Origin of the sequence: Streptomyces sp. BK022, assembly GCF_004217355.1 — a bacterium.
In the GTDB taxonomy this organism is placed as follows: domain Bacteria; phylum Actinomycetota; class Actinomycetes; order Streptomycetales; family Streptomycetaceae; genus Streptomyces; species Streptomyces griseoluteus.
On record NZ_SHKU01000002.1, the window covers coordinates 942,562 to 958,141 of the forward strand.

The 15,580-nt window shown below is 71.8% G+C and carries 17 protein-coding genes; 13 read left to right on the plus strand and 4 right to left on the minus strand.

The annotated features are described in order from the left end of the window. Window positions 1-73 precede the first annotated feature (73 nt). From EV284_RS10400 to EV284_RS10420, 5 genes are all read left to right on the plus strand, one after another. Complete coding sequence (locus EV284_RS10400) at window positions 74-1,072, plus strand: ABC transporter permease (RefSeq protein ID WP_130332538.1); 999 nt, start codon at window positions 74-76, stop codon at window positions 1,070-1,072. Then, window positions 1,069-2,166, plus strand: a complete 1,098-nt coding sequence (locus EV284_RS10405; RefSeq protein ID WP_130332540.1) for an ABC transporter ATP-binding protein — start codon at window positions 1,069-1,071, stop codon at window positions 2,164-2,166. Before EV284_RS10400 ends, EV284_RS10405 begins: the two co-directional genes overlap by 4 nt. Further along, on the plus strand, window positions 2,163-3,719 hold the full coding sequence (locus tag EV284_RS10410; RefSeq protein WP_130332542.1) for a dipeptide ABC transporter ATP-binding protein: 1,557 nt from the start codon (window positions 2,163-2,165) through the stop codon (window positions 3,717-3,719). Before EV284_RS10405 ends, EV284_RS10410 begins: the two co-directional genes overlap by 4 nt. 84 nt (window positions 3,720-3,803) lie before the next feature. Further along, a complete protein-coding gene (locus EV284_RS10415; protein WP_130332544.1) occupies window positions 3,804-4,463 on the plus strand; it encodes a trimeric intracellular cation channel family protein in 660 nt (219 codons plus the stop codon). A gap of 78 nt (window positions 4,464-4,541) precedes the next feature. Continuing rightward, window positions 4,542-5,402 carry a thioesterase family protein gene (locus tag EV284_RS10420; protein WP_130332546.1) on the plus strand — a complete coding sequence of 287 codons (861 nt, stop codon included), beginning with the start codon at window positions 4,542-4,544 and terminating at the stop codon, window positions 5,400-5,402. A 12-nt stretch (window positions 5,403-5,414) separates the two neighbouring features. On the opposite strand, the gene EV284_RS10425 is transcribed toward EV284_RS10420, so the two are convergent. Continuing rightward, the gene (locus EV284_RS10425; protein WP_086693677.1) at window positions 5,415-6,062 is read right to left on the minus strand and encodes a TetR family transcriptional regulator; all 648 of its coding nucleotides are present in this window, start codon (window positions 6,060-6,062) and stop codon (window positions 5,415-5,417) included. A 121-nt stretch (window positions 6,063-6,183) separates the two neighbouring features. On the opposite strand from EV284_RS10425, the gene EV284_RS32660 reads away from it, so the two are divergent. The 3 genes from EV284_RS32660 to EV284_RS10435 are packed head-to-tail and all read left to right on the plus strand — an operon-like array spanning window position 6,184 to window position 7,886. Beyond that, on the plus strand, window positions 6,184-6,348 hold the full coding sequence (locus EV284_RS32660; RefSeq protein WP_165425498.1) for a hypothetical protein: 165 nt from the start codon (window positions 6,184-6,186) through the stop codon (window positions 6,346-6,348). A gap of 37 nt (window positions 6,349-6,385) precedes the next feature. After that, window positions 6,386-6,661, plus strand: a complete 276-nt coding sequence (locus tag EV284_RS10430) for a DUF4190 domain-containing protein (protein ID WP_130332548.1) — start codon at window positions 6,386-6,388, stop codon at window positions 6,659-6,661. A 55-nt stretch (window positions 6,662-6,716) separates the two neighbouring features. Continuing rightward, entirely contained in the window at window positions 6,717-7,886 is a 1,170-nt protein-coding gene (locus EV284_RS10435) for a cysteine desulfurase family protein (protein ID WP_130332550.1), read from the plus strand. Between the two features lie 13 nt (window positions 7,887-7,899). On the opposite strand, the gene EV284_RS10440 is transcribed toward EV284_RS10435, so the two are convergent. Further along, window positions 7,900-8,559 (minus strand): peptidoglycan recognition family protein, encoded by a 660-nt coding sequence (locus EV284_RS10440; protein WP_130332552.1) that lies wholly within the window; start codon window positions 8,557-8,559, stop codon window positions 7,900-7,902. A gap of 96 nt (window positions 8,560-8,655) precedes the next feature. Between EV284_RS10440 and mnmA the strand changes: the two genes are divergently transcribed. Then, window positions 8,656-9,780: a tRNA 2-thiouridine(34) synthase MnmA gene (mnmA, locus tag EV284_RS10445; RefSeq protein ID WP_130332554.1), complete on the plus strand. Its 1,125-nt coding sequence runs from the start codon at window positions 8,656-8,658 to the stop codon at window positions 9,778-9,780. A gap of 33 nt (window positions 9,781-9,813) precedes the next feature. On the opposite strand, the gene EV284_RS10450 is transcribed toward mnmA, so the two are convergent. Together EV284_RS10450 and EV284_RS10455 are read right to left on the minus strand one after the other, a co-directional pair. After that, the gene (locus tag EV284_RS10450) at window positions 9,814-10,596 is read right to left on the minus strand and encodes an alpha/beta hydrolase (protein ID WP_130333019.1); all 783 of its coding nucleotides are present in this window, start codon (window positions 10,594-10,596) and stop codon (window positions 9,814-9,816) included. A gap of 57 nt (window positions 10,597-10,653) precedes the next feature. Next, window positions 10,654-10,977 (minus strand): DUF427 domain-containing protein, encoded by a 324-nt coding sequence (locus EV284_RS10455; RefSeq protein ID WP_130332556.1) that lies wholly within the window; start codon window positions 10,975-10,977, stop codon window positions 10,654-10,656. A 51-nt stretch (window positions 10,978-11,028) separates the two neighbouring features. Here EV284_RS10455 and EV284_RS10460 point away from each other — a divergent pair, with 51 nt between their 5' ends. The 4 genes from EV284_RS10460 to ligA are packed head-to-tail and all read left to right on the plus strand — an operon-like array spanning window position 11,029 to window position 15,527. After that, window positions 11,029-11,568: a TIGR00730 family Rossman fold protein gene (locus EV284_RS10460; RefSeq protein ID WP_130332558.1), complete on the plus strand. Its 540-nt coding sequence runs from the start codon at window positions 11,029-11,031 to the stop codon at window positions 11,566-11,568. A gap of 16 nt (window positions 11,569-11,584) precedes the next feature. Further along, the gene (locus EV284_RS10465; RefSeq protein ID WP_199809702.1) at window positions 11,585-12,274 is read left to right on the plus strand and encodes an SDR family oxidoreductase; all 690 of its coding nucleotides are present in this window, start codon (window positions 11,585-11,587) and stop codon (window positions 12,272-12,274) included. Between the two features lie 34 nt (window positions 12,275-12,308). Continuing rightward, on the plus strand, window positions 12,309-13,316 hold the full coding sequence (locus EV284_RS10470) for a methionine synthase (protein WP_130332562.1): 1,008 nt from the start codon (window positions 12,309-12,311) through the stop codon (window positions 13,314-13,316). Window positions 13,317-13,331: 15 nt separating this feature from the next. Further along, entirely contained in the window at window positions 13,332-15,527 is a 2,196-nt protein-coding gene (gene ligA, locus EV284_RS10475; protein ID WP_130332564.1) for an NAD-dependent DNA ligase LigA, read from the plus strand. Window positions 15,528-15,580: the final 53 nt, after the last annotated feature.

A 15,580-nucleotide genomic window follows, 5' to 3' on the forward strand; every position in this document is an offset into this window, starting at 1 on the left:
AAGGCCGGCGCGGCGAGACCGTGAACCGCCGGATGATCTCCGGCGGTTCACGGTCCGCGGCGGGCCGTAAGCTGTGCTCGCTTACCTCATCAGGCGGCTCTTCGCCGCCGCAGTGATGCTCGTGGTCATCGTCATGGTGGTCTTCGGCATCTTCTTCCTCGTCCCCAAGTGGGCGGGGGTCGACGTCGCCACGAGTTTCGTGGGCAAGCAGGCCGACCCCGCGGCAGTCGAGGCGATCCGGGAGAAGCTCGGTCTGAGCGACCCGATCGTCCAGCAGGTGTGGGAGTTCTTCAAGGGCATCTTCGTGGGCCGCACGTACGCGGCCGGCGGCGATGTCACCCACTGTGCTGCGCCGTGCTTCGGTTACTCGTTCCGCAGCGAACAGGCCATCTGGCCGGTGCTGACGGACCGTTTCCCGGTCACGCTGTCCCTCGCGCTCGGCGCGGCGATCCTGTGGCTGGTCTTCGGTGTCGCGGCGGGTGTCCTCTCCGCGCTCAAGCGGGGCACCCTGTGGGACCGCACCGCGATGGTGGTGGCCCTGGGCGGCGTCTCGCTCCCCATCTACTTCACCGGTCTGCTCTCCCTGGCGATCTTCTCCTACGGGCTCGGTCTCATCGACGCGCAGTACGTGCCCCTGGACGAGAGCATCAGCGGCTGGTTCGGCGGCATGATCCTGCCCTGGATCACCCTGGCCTTCCTGTACGCGGCGATGTACGCCCGGATCACCCGCGCCACCATGCTGGAGATCCTCGGCGAGGACTACATCCGCACCGCGCGTGCCAAGGGCCTCAAGGAGCAGACGGTCATCGGCAAGCACGCCATGCGCTCCACGATGACCCCCATCCTGACCATGCTCGGCATGGACCTCGGCGCCCTCATCGGCGGCGCGATCCTGACCGAGACGACGTTCAGCCTGCCCGGCCTCGGCCAGGCCGTCCTCAACGCCATCAAGAATCAGGACCTGCCCGTCATCCTGGGCGTCACCCTGATCACCTCGGTGGCGGTGCTGATAGCCAACCTCCTGGTGGACATCCTGTACGCCGTGATCGACCCGCGCGTGAGGCTCTCATGACCGAACTCAGCAAGACCGGAGCCGCGGTGGGCGAGCCCACCGAATCGGGGTCCGCCGGCAAGGCGTTCCTGGACGTGCGCGACCTGAAGGTGCACTTCCCGACCGACGACGGCCTGGTCAAGTCCGTCGACGGTCTGACCTTCACGCTGGAGAAGGGCAAGACCCTCGGCATCGTGGGCGAGTCCGGCTCCGGCAAGTCGGTCACCTCGCTCGGCATCATGGGTCTGCACACGGCCGGCCAGTACGGCAAGCAGAAGGCCCGCATCTCCGGCGAGATCTGGCTGAACGGCACCGAGCTGCTGTCGGCCGACCCCGACGAGGTGCGCCGGATGCGCGGCCGCGAGATGGCGATGATCTTCCAGGATCCGCTGTCCGCGCTGCACCCGTACTACACGATCGGCCAGCAGATCGTGGAGGCGTACCGCATCCACCACAAGGTCGACAAGAAGACCGCGCGCAAGCGCGCGGTCGAGATGCTCGACCGGGTGGGCATCCCGCAGCCGGACAAGCGGGTGGACAGCTACCCGCACGAGTTCTCCGGCGGTATGCGCCAGCGCGCCATGATCGCCATGTCGCTGGTGAACAACCCCGAGCTGCTCATCGCCGACGAGCCGACGACCGCCCTGGACGTGACCGTCCAGGCGCAGATCCTCGACCTCATCCGCGACCTCCAGAAGGAGTTCGGCTCCGCGGTCATCGTCATCACCCACGACCTGGGCGTCGTCGCCGAACTCGCCGACGACATCCTGGTGATGTACGGCGGCCGCTGTGTCGAGCGGGGCCCGGCGGAGAAGGTGTTCTACGAGCCCCGGCACCCCTACACCTGGGGTCTGCTCGGTTCGATGCCGCGGCTCGACCGCGAGCAGCAGGACCGCCTGATCCCGGTGAAGGGCTCCCCGCCCTCGCTGATCAACATCCCGTCCGGCTGTGCCTTCAACCCGCGCTGCCCGTACGCCGACCTCCCCAAGGACAACGTGACCCGCACGGTCCGCCCCGAGCTGACCGAGGTCGGCAGCACGCACTGGGCCGCCTGCCACATGAGCACGGAGCAGCGGGAGCGGATCTGGACCGAAGAGATTGCGCCGAAGCTGTGAGCGACGAGAAGGCAGTGACGATCCCCGCGCAGGCCAAACGCGCCGACAGCGCGGACGGCGAGATCCTGCTCAAGGTCAGCGGCCTGAAGCGGCACTTCCCCATCCGGAAGGGGCTGCTCCAGCGCCAGGTCGGCGCGGTGCACGCGGTCGACGGCATCGACTTCGAGGTGCGCGCCGGTGAGACCCTGGGCGTCGTGGGCGAGTCGGGCTGCGGCAAGTCCACGATGGGCCGGCTGATCACCCGCCTGGACGAGCCGACCGCGGGCACCATCGAGTTCGAGGGCCGGGACATCACGCACCTCGGGGTCTCGGGCATGCGCCCGATGCGCCGTGACGTGCAGATGGTCTTCCAGGACCCGTACTCCTCGCTGAACCCCCGGCACACCATCGGCACCATCATCGGGGCCCCCTTCCGGCTCCAGGGCGTCGAGCCCGAGGGCGGCATCAAGAAGGAGGTCCAGCGGCTGCTGTCGGTCGTGGGTCTCAACCCCGAGCACTACAACCGCTACCCCCACGAGTTCTCCGGCGGCCAGCGCCAGCGCATCGGTATCGCCCGGGCGCTCGCGCTGAAGCCGAAGCTGGTCGTGGCCGACGAGCCGGTCTCCGCGCTGGACGTGTCGATCCAGGCCCAGGTCGTCAACCTCATGGACGACCTCCAGGAGGAACTGGGTCTGACGTACGTGATCATCGCGCACGACCTCTCGGTCGTCCGGCACGTCTCGGACCGGATCGCGGTGATGTACCTCGGCAAGATGGTCGAGATCGCGGACCGCACCTCGCTGTACGAGGCGCCGATGCACCCGTACACCAAGGCGCTCATGTCGGCCGTGCCGATCCCGGACCCCAGGCGCCGGGGCGCCAAGAGCGAGCGCATCCTGCTCCGCGGTGACGTGCCCTCGCCGATCTCGCCGCCGTCGGGATGCCGGTTCCACACCCGGTGCTGGAAGGCGACGGAGATCTGCAAGACCACCGAGCCCCAGCTCCTGGAGCTGCGGCCGGGCCAGCGGGTCGCCTGCCACCACCCGGAGAACTTCGCCGACCAGGCCCCGCAGGACACCGTCCTGCTGACGGCGGCGAAGGAGGCCTCCGAGCTGGTGCCGGACGCGGTGCTGGAGGAGTCGGCGGAGACGTCGGCCGCCGTCGCCGCGGAGGTCGCGGAGACCGCCGCCACGAAGGAGCCGGAGGCCGAGAAGCCTTCTGTGACCGAGGTGGAGAAGACCGAGAAGCCTTCTGTGACCGAGGTGGAGAAGACCAAGGTCGAGAAGGTCGAGGTCGAGACGGTCGAGGTCGGGAAGACCGAGGTCGAGAAGGTCGAGGTCGAGAAGGTCGAGGTCGAGGAGGTCGAGGTCGAGAAGGCCGAGGCGTCCGTGGAGCCTTCCGCGGCCGCGGTGGAGAAGACCGAGGCCGAGCCGGCCGCGGAGCCTGCCGTGACCGAGGCCGCCGTGACCGAGGCCGAGGAGGCTGAGGAGGCCGAGGCCGCCGAGAAGCCCTCCGTCGCCAAGGTCGAGAAGAGCGAGAAGTCCGGCACCGAGAAGGCTGCCGACGAGAAGTGAGCAGGCGGCCGCCGTTCACCCGGCGGCCGCCCCTCCCGCCTTGCTTCGCAAGGTCCGCACCCCGCGACAGGTCAGAATGTGCGGGTGCAGCTCGATCAGATCTTCAGTCCCTCCGTCCAGCACACGCTCGATGTCATCGGCATCTTCGTGTTCGCCATCTCCGGCGCCCTGCTGGCCGTCCGCAAGAACTTCGACGTCTTCGGGATGGCCGTGCTCGCCGAGGTGACCGCGCTGGGCGGAGGGCTCTTCCGTGACCTGATCATCGGGGCCGTGCCGCCGGCCGCCTTCACCGACCTCGGGTTCTTCGTCACCCCGCTGCTCGCCACCATCGTGGTCTTCTTCCTCCACCCGCACGTGGAGCGCATCCAGGCGGCGGTGCTCGTCTTCGACGCGGCCGGACTCGGCCTGTTCTGCGTCACCGGCACCACCAAGGCGTACAGCCACGGGCTCGGTCTCACCGCCTCCGCCACCCTGGGCCTCGCCACCGCCGTCGGCGGCGGTGTGCTGCGCGACGTGCTCGCGAACGAGGTGCCCTCGCTGCTGCGCTGGGACCGCGACCTGTACGCGGTGCCCGCGATCGTCGGCGCCACGATGGTGGTGCTGTGCATCCGCTTCGACGCGCTGACCTCCCTCACCAGCGGACTCGCCGCGGCCACCGCGTTCGTGCTGCGGCTGCTGGCCATGAAGTTCCACTGGCGGGCGCCGCGCGCCTGGAACCGGCGGTCCACGGTCATGGAGGAGTGAGCCGCCCGGCCAGCGCTGTTCATGTGACCGAAACGCAGAAAGCTACCGCTTAGTAATCAGCTGTTGTACCGTTCACCCATGCCAGACGCAGCCTCCGCCCCCGCCACTCGAGCCGTGATCGGCGACAGCGAGTTCGACCGCGACACCGAGGTCGTCCGCCGCGCGCCCGGCGTCTACGACATCGACCTCTCGGCCGGCTGGACCATCATCAGCGCCGTCAACGGCGGCTATCTGCTGGCCGTGCTCGGCCGGGCCCTCGCGGACACCCTCCCGCATCCGGACCCGTTCACCGTCTCCGCGCACTACCTGACGGCCTCCCAGCCCGGCCCCGCGGTCATCCGCACCGAGACCGTGCGCACCGGCCGCACCCTCTCCACCGGCCAGGCGTCCCTCTTCCAGTACGACGCCGAGGGCAACGAGGTGGAGCGCATCCGCGTCCTCGCCTCGTACGGCGACCTCGCCGCGCTCCCCGACGACGTGCGGACGAGTGCCGTGCCGCCCGCGATGCCGCCCCTGGAGCGCTGCCTCGGCACGGCCGACGGTCCGGCGCCGGTGGAGGGCAGTTCGGCCATCACCGAGCGGCTGATGCTCAAGCTGGACCCGGCCACCGTCGGCTGGGCGGTCGGCGCGCCCTCCGGCAAGGGGGAGATGCGGGCCTGGTTCGGGCTGGCCGACGGCCGGGACGCGGACCCCTTCGCGCTGCTGCTCGCGGTGGACGCGCTGCCGCCGACCGCGTTCGAGATCGGGCTGACCGGCTGGGTGCCGACCGTCGAACTGACCGTGCACGTACGGCACCGGCCCGCGCCGGGTCCGCTGCGGGTGTCCATCACCACCCGCAACCTGGCCGGCGGCTTCCTGGAGGAGGACGCCGAGGTCTGGGACAGCGAGGACCGGCTGGTCGCCCAGTCCCGCCAGCTCGCGCGCGTACGCCTGGGCTGAACCGCCCGGTGATCACGGCCCGGTGGACGTCTCCTGGTCCATCCAGTGCCTGCTGCCCAGCGTGATCAGGCGCAGTTGCCGGATGGCCAGCCGGGTCACCCGCTCCCACTCGCCCTGCGGGGCCTCCAGCGCCTCCAGGAAGAGCTGGGCGGTGATGAGCATCTGGTCGACGTAGAGATGCGCGAGCATCGTCAGGTCGTCGTCCCCCCATCCCTCCGACTCGCGGTTCAGGGCCAGTTCGGCCTTCACCTCCTCGGTGAAGCGCGCGAGCTGGTCCCGGATCGCCTCGCGCACCGGCTGCACCCCGCCGTGCCGCTCGCGGGCGATGAAGCGGACGTGCGCCGGGAAGGCCCGTACGTGCTGGTCGATCAACTCGACCGCGCGGCCGATGCGTTCCTCCGAGTCGTTCGCCGCGGAGACCGTCGGCCCCACCATCGGGTGCAGGCTGCCCAGCGCCTCGTCGACCAGGGCCACCCCGAGGTCCGCGGTGGAGCGGAAGTGTCGGTAGAACGCCGTCGGCGCCACCCCCACGGCACGGGTCACCTCGCGCAGCCCCAGACTGCTCAGGCTCTGCTCCTCCAGCAGCACCAGGGCCGCGTCCAGGAACGCCTGACGGGTCTTCTGCTTCTGGGCCTGCCGGATGCCGAGGGTGTGACTCATGTCATCCAGTTAACAACTGTTCTCTGGAATTGGAAAGCCGCGCGGAGGGTTAGACTCGAAGTCAGTGAACAAGTGTTACTACAACTGTTCACCGAGACGACCCTGAGGGGGGATCGGAATCATGCTGTTCCTCGTTGCCGCGCTCATGCTGCTCGGTGTCGCGCTCGGCACCGTGGCCCACGTACCGGTGGGCGTCAGCGTCGCCGTCGCCGGCTTCATCGGTGTCTGGCTCGTCGTCTTCGCCGTTCGTGAGCGCCACGGCCGACGTCGCACCACCAGCCACTGACCCGCCCGTCCGCACCGACCACCAGGAGCTGAGCACCATGCATCTCACCGCACCTGCCACCGGTCAGGTCGAGGCGAAGCCGCGGCGCGACGCCGACGGCATGGCCGTCGCGTCCTTCATCCTCGGACTGCTCGGACTGCTCGTCCTCAACCTCTTCCTGGGCCCCGTCGCCATCGTCCTCGCGGGCGTCTCGCTGTGGCGCGGCACGACCCGCCGGGGCCGCGCCTACCTCGGCATGGCGCTCGGTGTGGCCGACCTCGTGGTGCTGTTCGCCACCATGCAGTTCACCGACACGGTGTCCTGGAGCCTGTGACCCGCCGGTGCGGGGCCGAAGGCGGCTCCGCGCGGCCCGTAGAATCGGCGTCACCATGGCTTACCTCGACCACGCGGCCACCACGCCGATGCTTCCCGAGGCCGCGCGGGAGCTGACCGACCGGCTCGGCGTCACCGGCAACGCGTCCTCCCTGCACGCCTCCGGCCGCCGGGCGCGCCGCACCGTCGAGGAGGCCCGCGAGACCCTCGCCGAGGCCCTCGGTGCCCGCCCCAGCGAGGTGGTCCTCACCTCCGGCGGAACCGAGGCCGACAACCTCGCCGTCAAGGGGCTGTACTGGGCCCGCCGCGCCGCCGACCCCGGCCGGGTCCGGGTGCTGGCCAGCCCGGTCGAGCACCACGCGGTGCTGGACGCCGTGCACTGGCTCGGCGAGCACGAGGGCGCCACCGTCGAGTACCTCCCCGTCGACGCGTACGGCCGCGTCCACCCCGAGGTGCTGCGCGAGGCCATCGCCCGCAACCCCGACGACGTCGCGCTGGCCACCGTGATGTGGGCCAACAACGAGATCGGCACCCTGATGCCGGTCCGCGAACTGGCCGACGTGGCCGCCGAGTTCGGGGTGCCGCTGCACGCCGACGCGGTGCAGGCGTTCGGCCAGGTGCCGGTCGACTTCGCCGCCTCCGGGCTCGCCGCGATGACCGTCTCCGGCCACAAGATCGGCGGCCCCTACGGCATCGGCGCCCTGCTGCTCGGCCGCGAGTACAGCCCCGTACCCGTGCTGCACGGCGGCGGTCAGGAGCGTCATGTCCGCTCCGGCACGCTGGACGTGCCCGCCACCGCCTCCTTCGCGGTCGCCGGACGCCTCGCCGCCGAACGGCAGGAGCGCTTCGCCCGCGAGATCGGCACCCTGCGCGACCGCCTGGTGGAAGCAGTCCGGGCCGCCGTCCCGGACGCGCTGCTCGGCGGCGACCCGGCACCCGGCGGCCGGCTGCCCGCCAACGCGCACTTCACCTTCCCCGGCTGCGAGGGCGACTCCCTGCTCCTGCTGCTGGACGCCCAGGGCATCGAGTGCTCCACCGGCTCCGCCTGCACCGCGGGCGTCGCCCAGCCCAGCCACGTCCTGCTCGCCACCGGCACCGACCCCGACCTGGCGCGCGGCACCCTGCGTTTCTCGCTGGGCCACACCTCGACCCAGGACGACGTGGACGCCGTGGCCAAGTCCATCGGCCCCGCCGTGGAACGCGCCCGCGCGGCGGGACTCGTCTAGGCCGGGGACCCGTCTAGGCCGAGGTCCTCCCCAGCGCCGTCCGCGCGCTCCGTGCCAGCCGTATGTACCGGTCCCAGTCCCAGTGCGGGCCGGGGTCCGTGTGGTCCGTGCCCGGCACCTCGACGTGGCCGATGACATGCTCCCGGTCCACCGGCATGCCGTACCGCGCGCATATGGCGGCCGTCAGCCGGGCCGAGGAGGCGTACATCGCGTCCGTGAAGGACTTCGGGTCGTCCACGAAGCCGACGTGCTCGATGCCGACACTGCGCTCGTTGAAGGACCGGTTGCCCGCGTGGAAGGCCACGTCCAGCTCGCGGATGAGCTGGGTGACGCCGCCGTCCGCGCGCACGATGTAGTGCGCCGCCGCCCGGTGCGCCGGGTCCTGGAACACCTTCACCGCCGACGCGTACCCGCCCTGGGTGACATGGACGACCACCCGGTCCACCGGGTAGTCGTCCGGGCGGTCCGCGTGCCGGTAGTTGGCGGAGGAGGCCGCCACCCAGCGGGCGCCCGCGAAGTCCACCGCGCCCGGCACCCGCCGCCGCTCCACCCCCGGCAGCCGCCAGTACAGCCGGGACAGCTCGTCGTGCGCCAGCAGGGCCGCCCCCGCCGCGGCCACCGCACCCCCGATGAGCAGCGCGCGCCGCCCCGGCCTGCGATCCCCGTCGTCCATCTCCACCCCGTACGCCCCGATTCCGCCGAACCCCTCCTGATCACCAACGCACACCCGGCGTCCCCGGTTCCCGCCGCCCCGTACCCTGGAAGGGCTATGACTGAGACCTCGCCGCGCCCCCTCCGCGTCCTCGCCGCCATGTCCGGTGGCGTGGACTCCGCCGTCGCCGCCGCGCGTGCCGCGGAAGCCGGTCACGACGTGACCGGTGTCCACCTCGCGCTCTCCGCCAACCCGCAATCCTTCCGGACCGGCGCGCGGGGCTGCTGCACCATCGAGGACTCCCGCGACGCCCGCCGCGCCGCCGACGTCATCGGCATCCCGTTCTACGTCTGGGACCTCGCCGACCGCTTCCGCGAGGACGTGGTCGAGGACTTCGTCGCCGAGTACGAGGCCGGCCGCACCCCCAACCCCTGCCTGCGCTGCAACGAGAAGATCAAGTTCGCCGCGCTGCTGGACAAGGCGCTCGCGCTCGGCTTCGACGCGGTCTGCACCGGCCACTACGCCAAGGTGCTGGTGGACGAGGACGGCAACCGCGAGCTGCACCGCGCCTCCGACATGGCCAAGGACCAGTCCTACGTGCTCGGCGTGCTGGACGACCGCCAGCTCGCGCACGCCCTGTTCCCGCTCGGGGACACCGTCACCACCAAGGACGAGATCCGCGCCGAGGCGGAGCGGCGCGGCCTGGCCGTCGCCAAGAAGCCCGACTCGCACGACATCTGCTTCATCGCCGACGGCGACACCCAGGGCTTCCTCGCCGGCCGGCTCGGCAAGGCCGAGGGCGACATCGTGGACGAGGACGGCAACCGCCTCGGCACCCACGAGGGCGCCTACGGCTACACCATCGGCCAGCGCAAGGGCCTGCGCCTGGGCACCCCTGCCCCCGACGGCAAGCCGCGCTACGTCCTGGACATCTCCCCGGTCACCAACACCGTCACCGTCGGCCCGGCCGCCGCCCTCGACGTCACCGCGCTCACCGCCATCAAGCCCCGCTGGTGCGGCACCGCCCCCGAGGGCCCCGGCACCTACACCGCCCAGCTCCGCGCCCACGGCGGCGAGACCGAGGTCGACGCCGAGCTGGTGGCCGGCGAACTGCGCGTCACCTTCGCCGAGCCCGTCCGGGGCGTCGCCCCCGGCCAGGCGATCGTGCTGTACGACGGCACGCGCGTGGTCGGCTCGGCGACCATCGCCACCACCACGCGGGCCACGGCCGCCGCGCTCTGATCTCCGCGCCCGGCCGGAACCGTCCGGCCGGGCTCAGCCCGTGACGAAGTCGGCCAGCACCGGTGCGAGGAACGCCGGCTCGACCGCGTGCGTCTGCCCCTCCAGCAGCGCGTACGCGCCGTCCGGCACCGCCTCCGCGACGGCCTGGGCGCCCGCCTGGAGCCACTGGGGGCTCAGGCTGCCCGCCATCGACAGCACCGGTACCGGGACGCGGGAGAGCGGCTCCGCCGGCAGCAGCCCGTCGCCCATGAGAGCGGCGTCGTACGCCAGGCTCGGCGCGACCTGCTCCAGGCCGGGCCACATGGGGGACTGGCGGGCCCGCTGGATCATCTCCTCGCCCAGCCCGGTCAGCCGCAGGAACAGCTCCGCCGCGCCGCCCCGGTCGCCCGCGGCCAGCGCCGCGTCCAGGGCGGCCGCGTACGCCACCTGCCGCTCCGGGCCCTCGGGCAGGAAGTCGTTGAACGGCACCTCGTAGACCGCCGCGCGGGCCACCGGCAGGCCGCTCGCGGCCGCCAGCAGCGCCAGCGCGCCGCCCGAGGACAGCCCGAAGAGCGCCGCCTCGCCGCCCACCGCCTCCAGCAGCGCCGCCAGGTCCTCCACCTCGCGCTCGACCGCGTAGGGGGCCGTGTCGCCGCTCGCGCCCCGGCCCCGGCGGTCGTAGACGACGGCCCGGCAGCGGTCCGCGAGCGCCGCCGCCAGCGGGGCGAGCGTGAGTCCGGTGGACATCGCGCCGCTGACCAGGATGACCGTGGGACCCTCACCCGTCACGCGGTAGGCGAGCGAGGTCCCGTCGAGGGAAGTCGTCTTCTTGTCCATGCCCGTGGAGACTGCCGTACGGGTGCCGGAGTCACCGGTCACGACACGGCGCGCCGCTCAGGCCACTTCGGGGGCGTAGAAGCAGTAGTGGTCCTTGATCCGGGCCACCTCCGGCTTCGGGTCCGGGTAAGCCCACACCAGATCGGGCGCGTCCGGCAGCGACCAGTAGGACGCCGTGCCCTTGAAAGGACAGTCCGTGTGGGTGTCCGAGGGGGTCAGCAGATCGAGCCGGACGTCCTCGGCGGGGAGGTAGTACCGGGGCGGACAGCCCGTCTCGCGCAGGACGAGGGGGCGGTCGGTCTCCGCGAGCACCTGGCCGTCGTGTACGACGCGCACGCGCTGCTCGCCCTCTTCGATGGTGATCGTGTGTCCGTGTGTCATACCCGGACAGCACGGCCGGGGCCGCCGATGTTCCCGCGTACCGTGGGCTCCATGAATATCTGCGTCTTCCTCTCCGCCGCCGACCTGGACGAGCGCTACACGGGTCCCGCCCGGGAGTTCGGGGAACTGATCGGCAAGGGTGGCCACACGCTCGTCTGGGGCGGTTCGGACTCCGGCCTGATGAAGGTCGTCGCGGACGGCGCGCAGGAGGCCGGAGGCAGGCTCGTGGGCGTCTCCGTGGAGTTCCTGTCGGCGGTCGCCCGGCCCGGCGCCGACGAGATGGTGGTCGCCGCCGACCTCGCCGAGCGCAAGCGGCTGCTGCTGGAGAAGGCCGACGCGGTGGTCATCATGGTCGGCGGCACCGGCACCCTGGACGAGGCCACCGAGATCCTGGAGCTGAAGAAGCACGGCCGCACCGCCAAGCCCGTGGTGCTGCTCAACACGGCCGGCTTCTACGACGGCCTGGAGCAGCAGTTCCGCCGCATGGAGGCCGAGGGCTTCCTGCCGCGCCCGCTGTCGGAGCTGATGTACTTCGCCGACGGTCCGGCCGCCGCCCTGGCCCACCTGGAGGAGTCCCTCGCCGCGGGCTGATGCGACCATGACGGGCATGGCTACTCATGTGATCACCGGCGCCGGTTCCGGCATCGGCGCCGCCGTCGCCCGCCGTCTGCACGCGCGCGGGGACGACCTCGTGCTGCACGCGCGCGACGCGGGCCGCGCCAAGGAGCTGGCGGCCGAGTTCCCCGGCGCCACGACCCTGGTCGGCGACCTCGCCGACCCCGACAAGCTGTCCTGGGCCTTCTCCCACCAGTCGCTGCCGGACCGCGTGGACTCGCTGCTGCACATCGCCGGGGTCGTCGACCTCGGCGACGTCGGGGACCTCACCCCCAAGTCCTGGCGCCACCAGCTCAACGTCAACCTGATCGCGCCCGCCGAGCTGACCCGGCACTTCCTGCCCCAGCTCCGCACCGCCCGCGGCCAGGTGCTCTTCGTCAACTCCGGCGCCGGACTCAACGCCCACGCGGGATGGTCCGCCTACGCCGCCTCCAAGCACGGGCTGAAGGCGCTGGCGGACTCGCTGCGCCAGGAGGAGCACGGCAACGGCGTCCGGGTCAGCTCCGTCTACCCCGGCCGCACCGCCAGCCCCATGCAGGCCAAGGTGCACCAGCAGGAGGGCAAGGAGTACGACCCCGCGCGGTTCATCGACCCCGAGTCGGTGGCCGACACGATCCTGCTCGCCCTGGACCTGCCCAGGGACGCCGAGATCAACGACCTGACCGTGCGCCCCGGCCGCTGACGCGCCCACGCCCGGCACGGCATACCCTGCCGGGGTGAGTGAGAACACGCAGGTCACCTTCCCCGCGGCCACCGGCGTCGGCTCGATGCCCGGCGGGGACGCGCGCGAGGCCGCCAAGACCGTCACCGGCAGCCTGGAGGACTTCCCGTACCTCCCCGAGCTGCCCGCGCGCGGCCCCGGCGCCGACATGATCGGCCGTACCGCCGGGATGCTCGTCGAGCTGTACGCGCGCGTGGAGCCCAGCGGCTGGCGGCTGTCCGACCGGCCCGGCCGCGACACCCGGCGCGCGCACGCGTGGCTGCGTCAGGACCTCGACGCCCTGGAGGAGTTCACCCAGGGCTACGAGGGAGACGTCAAGGTGCAGGCGGTCGGCCCCTGGACGCTGGCCGCCGCGCTGGAACTGCGCAACGGCGAGGCGGTGCTGTCCGACCCCGGGGCCTGCCGCGACCTCACCGCCTCGCTCGCCGAGGGCCTGCGCCTGCACGTGGCCGACGTCCGCCGCCGCATCCCCGGCGCCCGTGTGGTGCTCCAGCTCGACGAACCGTCCCTCACCGCCGTGCTGCGCGGACAGATCCGCACCGCCAGCGGCTACCGCACGCACCGCGCCGTGGACCGGCAGATCGTGGAGTCCGGGCTGCGCGAGGTGCTCGGCGCGAGCGGCCCCGGCCCCACCGTCGTCCACTCCTGCGCCCCCGACGTGCCGTTCGCGCTGCTGCGCCGCGCCGGCACCGACGCCGTCTCCTTCGACTTCGACCTTCTCACCGAGCGTGACGACGACGCCATCGGGGAGGCCGTCGAGGGCGGCACCCGGCTGTTCGCCGGTGTCGTGCCGGGGACGGACGCGGCATTGTCAGACCCGGCCGGTAGCGTCATGGGTGTCAGGACGCTGTGGCGCAGGCTGGGGCTGCGGCCGGGGCTGCTCGCGGAGGCGGTCACGGTCACGCCCACGTGCGGTCTCGCGGGTGCTTCCCCCGCCTACGCCCGCCAGGCGCTCGCCCACTGCGTCCGGGCGGCGAGATCCCTCGCGGACAACCCTGAGTAACGGGAGGACACTACGGTGGCCGGCGACAAGCAAGCGGCGACGACGGCGGTGCCCGCCGAGGCGCGCGAGAGGCACGGGCGGCTCGCGGAGCAGGTCGAGGAGCACCGCTTCCGGTACTACGTGAAGGACGCTCCCGTCATCAGCGACGCGGAGTTCGACCAGCTCCTGAAGTCCCTGGAGGCCCTGGAGGCGGAGTTCCCGGAGCTGCGCACCCCGGACTCGCCCACCCAGAAGGTCGCCGGGTCCTACGAGACCGAGTTCACCGCGGTCGCGCACCGCGAGCGGATGCTGTCCCTGGACAACACCTTCAACGACGAGGAACTCGCCGCCTGGGCCGACCGCATCGCCCGCGAACTCGGCGACCAGACCTACCACTTCCTGTGCGAGCTGAAGGTCGACGGACTCGCCGTCAACCTCACCTACGAGCACGGCCGCCTCACCCGCGCCGCCACCCGCGGCGACGGCCGCACCGGCGAGGACATCACGCCCAACGTCCGCACCATCACCGACATCCCGGACCGCCTCCGGGGTGACGAGGTGCCCGACCTCGTGGAGATCCGCGGCGAGGTCTACTTCCCGATGGACAAGTTCCTTGAGCTGAACGAACGTCTGGTCGCCGCCGGGGAGAAGCCCTTCGCCAACCCCCGCAACGCGGCCGCCGGTTCGCTCCGCCAGAAGGACCCGCGCGTCACCGCGAGCCGCCCGCTGCACATGGTCGTCCACGGCATCGGCGCCCACGAGGGCTTCACCGGCCTGACCCGGCTGTCCGAGGCGTACGACCTGCTCGGCTCCTGGGGCCTGCCGACCTCCCTGCACAACCGCGTGGTCGACGGCCTCGACGGCGTACGGGAGTTCATCGCCTACTACGGCGAGCACCGGCACTCGGTGGACCACGAGATCGACGGCGTGGTCGTCAAGCTCGACGAGATCCGCCTCCAGGGCCGGCTCGGCTCCACCGCGCGCGCCCCGCGCTGGGCCATCGCGTACAAGTACGCGCCGGAGGAGGTCAACACCAAGCTCATCGACATCAAGGTGGGTGTCGGCCGCACCGGCCGCGTCACCCCCTACGCCCAGGTCGAGCCGGTCACGGTGGCGGGCAGCGAGGTCGAGTTCGCCACCCTGCACAACCAGGAGGTCGTCAAGGCCAAGGGCGTGCTCATCGGGGACACCGTGGTGCTGCGCAAGGCCGGTGACGTCATCCCGGAGATCCTCGGGCCCGTCGCCGACCTCCGGGACGGCAGCGAGCGGGAGTTCGTGATGCCGGGCGAGTGCCCCGAGTGCGGTACGCCGCTGCGGCCCATGAAGGAGGGCGACATCGACCTCCGCTGCCCCAACGCCCGTACCTGTCCCGCCCAGTTGCGGGAGCGGGTCGCCTACCTCGCGGGGCGCGAGTGCCTGGACATCGAGCACTTCGGCGGGGTCGCCGCCGCCGCGCTGACCCGGCCGCTGGAGCCCGCCGACCCGCCGCTGGTGGACGAGGGCGACCTCTTCGACCTCACGGTGGAGAAGCTGCTGCCCATCAAGGCGCATGTGCTGGACCCCGACAGCGGCCTGCCCAAGCGCGACCCGAAGACCGGCGAGGAGAAGGTCGTCACCGTCTTCGCCAACCAGAAGGGCGAGCCGAAGAAGAACACCCTCTCCCTGCTGGAGCACATCGAGGCGGCCAAGGGGCGCCCGCTCGCCCGGTTCATCAACGGCCTCTCCATCCGGCACGTCGGCCCCGTCGCCGCGACCGCGCTCGCCCGCGAGTTCCGGTCCATCGACCGCATCGAAGCGGCCACCGAGGAGGAGCTGGCCGCCACCGACGGGGTGGGCCCCATCATCGCGGCCGCGCTCAAGGAGTGGTTCGCCGAGGACTGGCACCGCGAGATCGTGCGCAAGTGGAAGGCGGCCGGCGTCCCGCTGGAGGAGGAGGCCGCCGGCGAGGACGAGGGCCCGCGCCCGCTGGAGGGGATGACCGTCGTCGTCACCGGCACGCTGGAGAACTTCACCCGCGACGGCGCCAAGGACGCGCTCCAGAGCCGGGGCGCCAAGGTGACCGGTTCGGTCTCCAAGAAGACCTCCTTCGTGGTCGTCGGCGACAACCCCGGCTCCAAGTACGACAAGGCGATGCAGCTCAAGGTGCCGGTGCTCGACGAGGACGGGTTCACCGTCCTGCTGGAGCGCGGACCCGAGGCGGCGGCCGAAGTCGCGCTTCCGACCGGGGAGTAGCGGTTGAAGGCCACCCGTACGGCGCATATCAGATGCATACGGGTGGCCCGTAC

Excerpts from the sequence above, each read along its gene's own strand:
- EV284_RS10455 (WP_130332556.1), bottom strand. The coding sequence starts at position 10,977 with ATGACACACGGACACACGATCACCATCGAAGAGGGCGAGCAGCGCGTG.
- EV284_RS10440 (WP_130332552.1), bottom strand. The coding sequence starts at position 8,559 with ATGGACGACGGGGATCGCAGGCCGGGGCGGCGCGCGCTGCTCATCGGG.
- EV284_RS32660 (WP_165425498.1), top strand. The coding sequence starts at position 6,184 with ATGCTGTTCCTCGTTGCCGCGCTCATGCTGCTCGGTGTCGCGCTCGGC.
- EV284_RS10430 (WP_130332548.1), top strand. The coding sequence starts at position 6,386 with ATGCATCTCACCGCACCTGCCACCGGTCAGGTCGAGGCGAAGCCGCGG.
- EV284_RS10460 (WP_130332558.1), top strand. The coding sequence starts at position 11,029 with ATGAATATCTGCGTCTTCCTCTCCGCCGCCGACCTGGACGAGCGCTAC.
- mnmA (WP_130332554.1), top strand. The coding sequence starts at position 8,656 with ATGACTGAGACCTCGCCGCGCCCCCTCCGCGTCCTCGCCGCCATGTCC.
- EV284_RS10465 (WP_199809702.1), top strand. The coding sequence starts at position 11,585 with ATGGCTACTCATGTGATCACCGGCGCCGGTTCCGGCATCGGCGCCGCC.
- EV284_RS10450 (WP_130333019.1), bottom strand. The coding sequence starts at position 10,596 with ATGGACAAGAAGACGACTTCCCTCGACGGGACCTCGCTCGCCTACCGC.
- EV284_RS10420 (WP_130332546.1), top strand. The coding sequence starts at position 4,542 with ATGCCAGACGCAGCCTCCGCCCCCGCCACTCGAGCCGTGATCGGCGAC.
- EV284_RS10405 (WP_130332540.1), top strand. The coding sequence starts at position 1,069 with ATGACCGAACTCAGCAAGACCGGAGCCGCGGTGGGCGAGCCCACCGAA.
- EV284_RS10435 (WP_130332550.1), top strand. The coding sequence starts at position 6,717 with ATGGCTTACCTCGACCACGCGGCCACCACGCCGATGCTTCCCGAGGCC.
- EV284_RS10425 (WP_086693677.1), bottom strand. The coding sequence starts at position 6,062 with ATGAGTCACACCCTCGGCATCCGGCAGGCCCAGAAGCAGAAGACCCGT.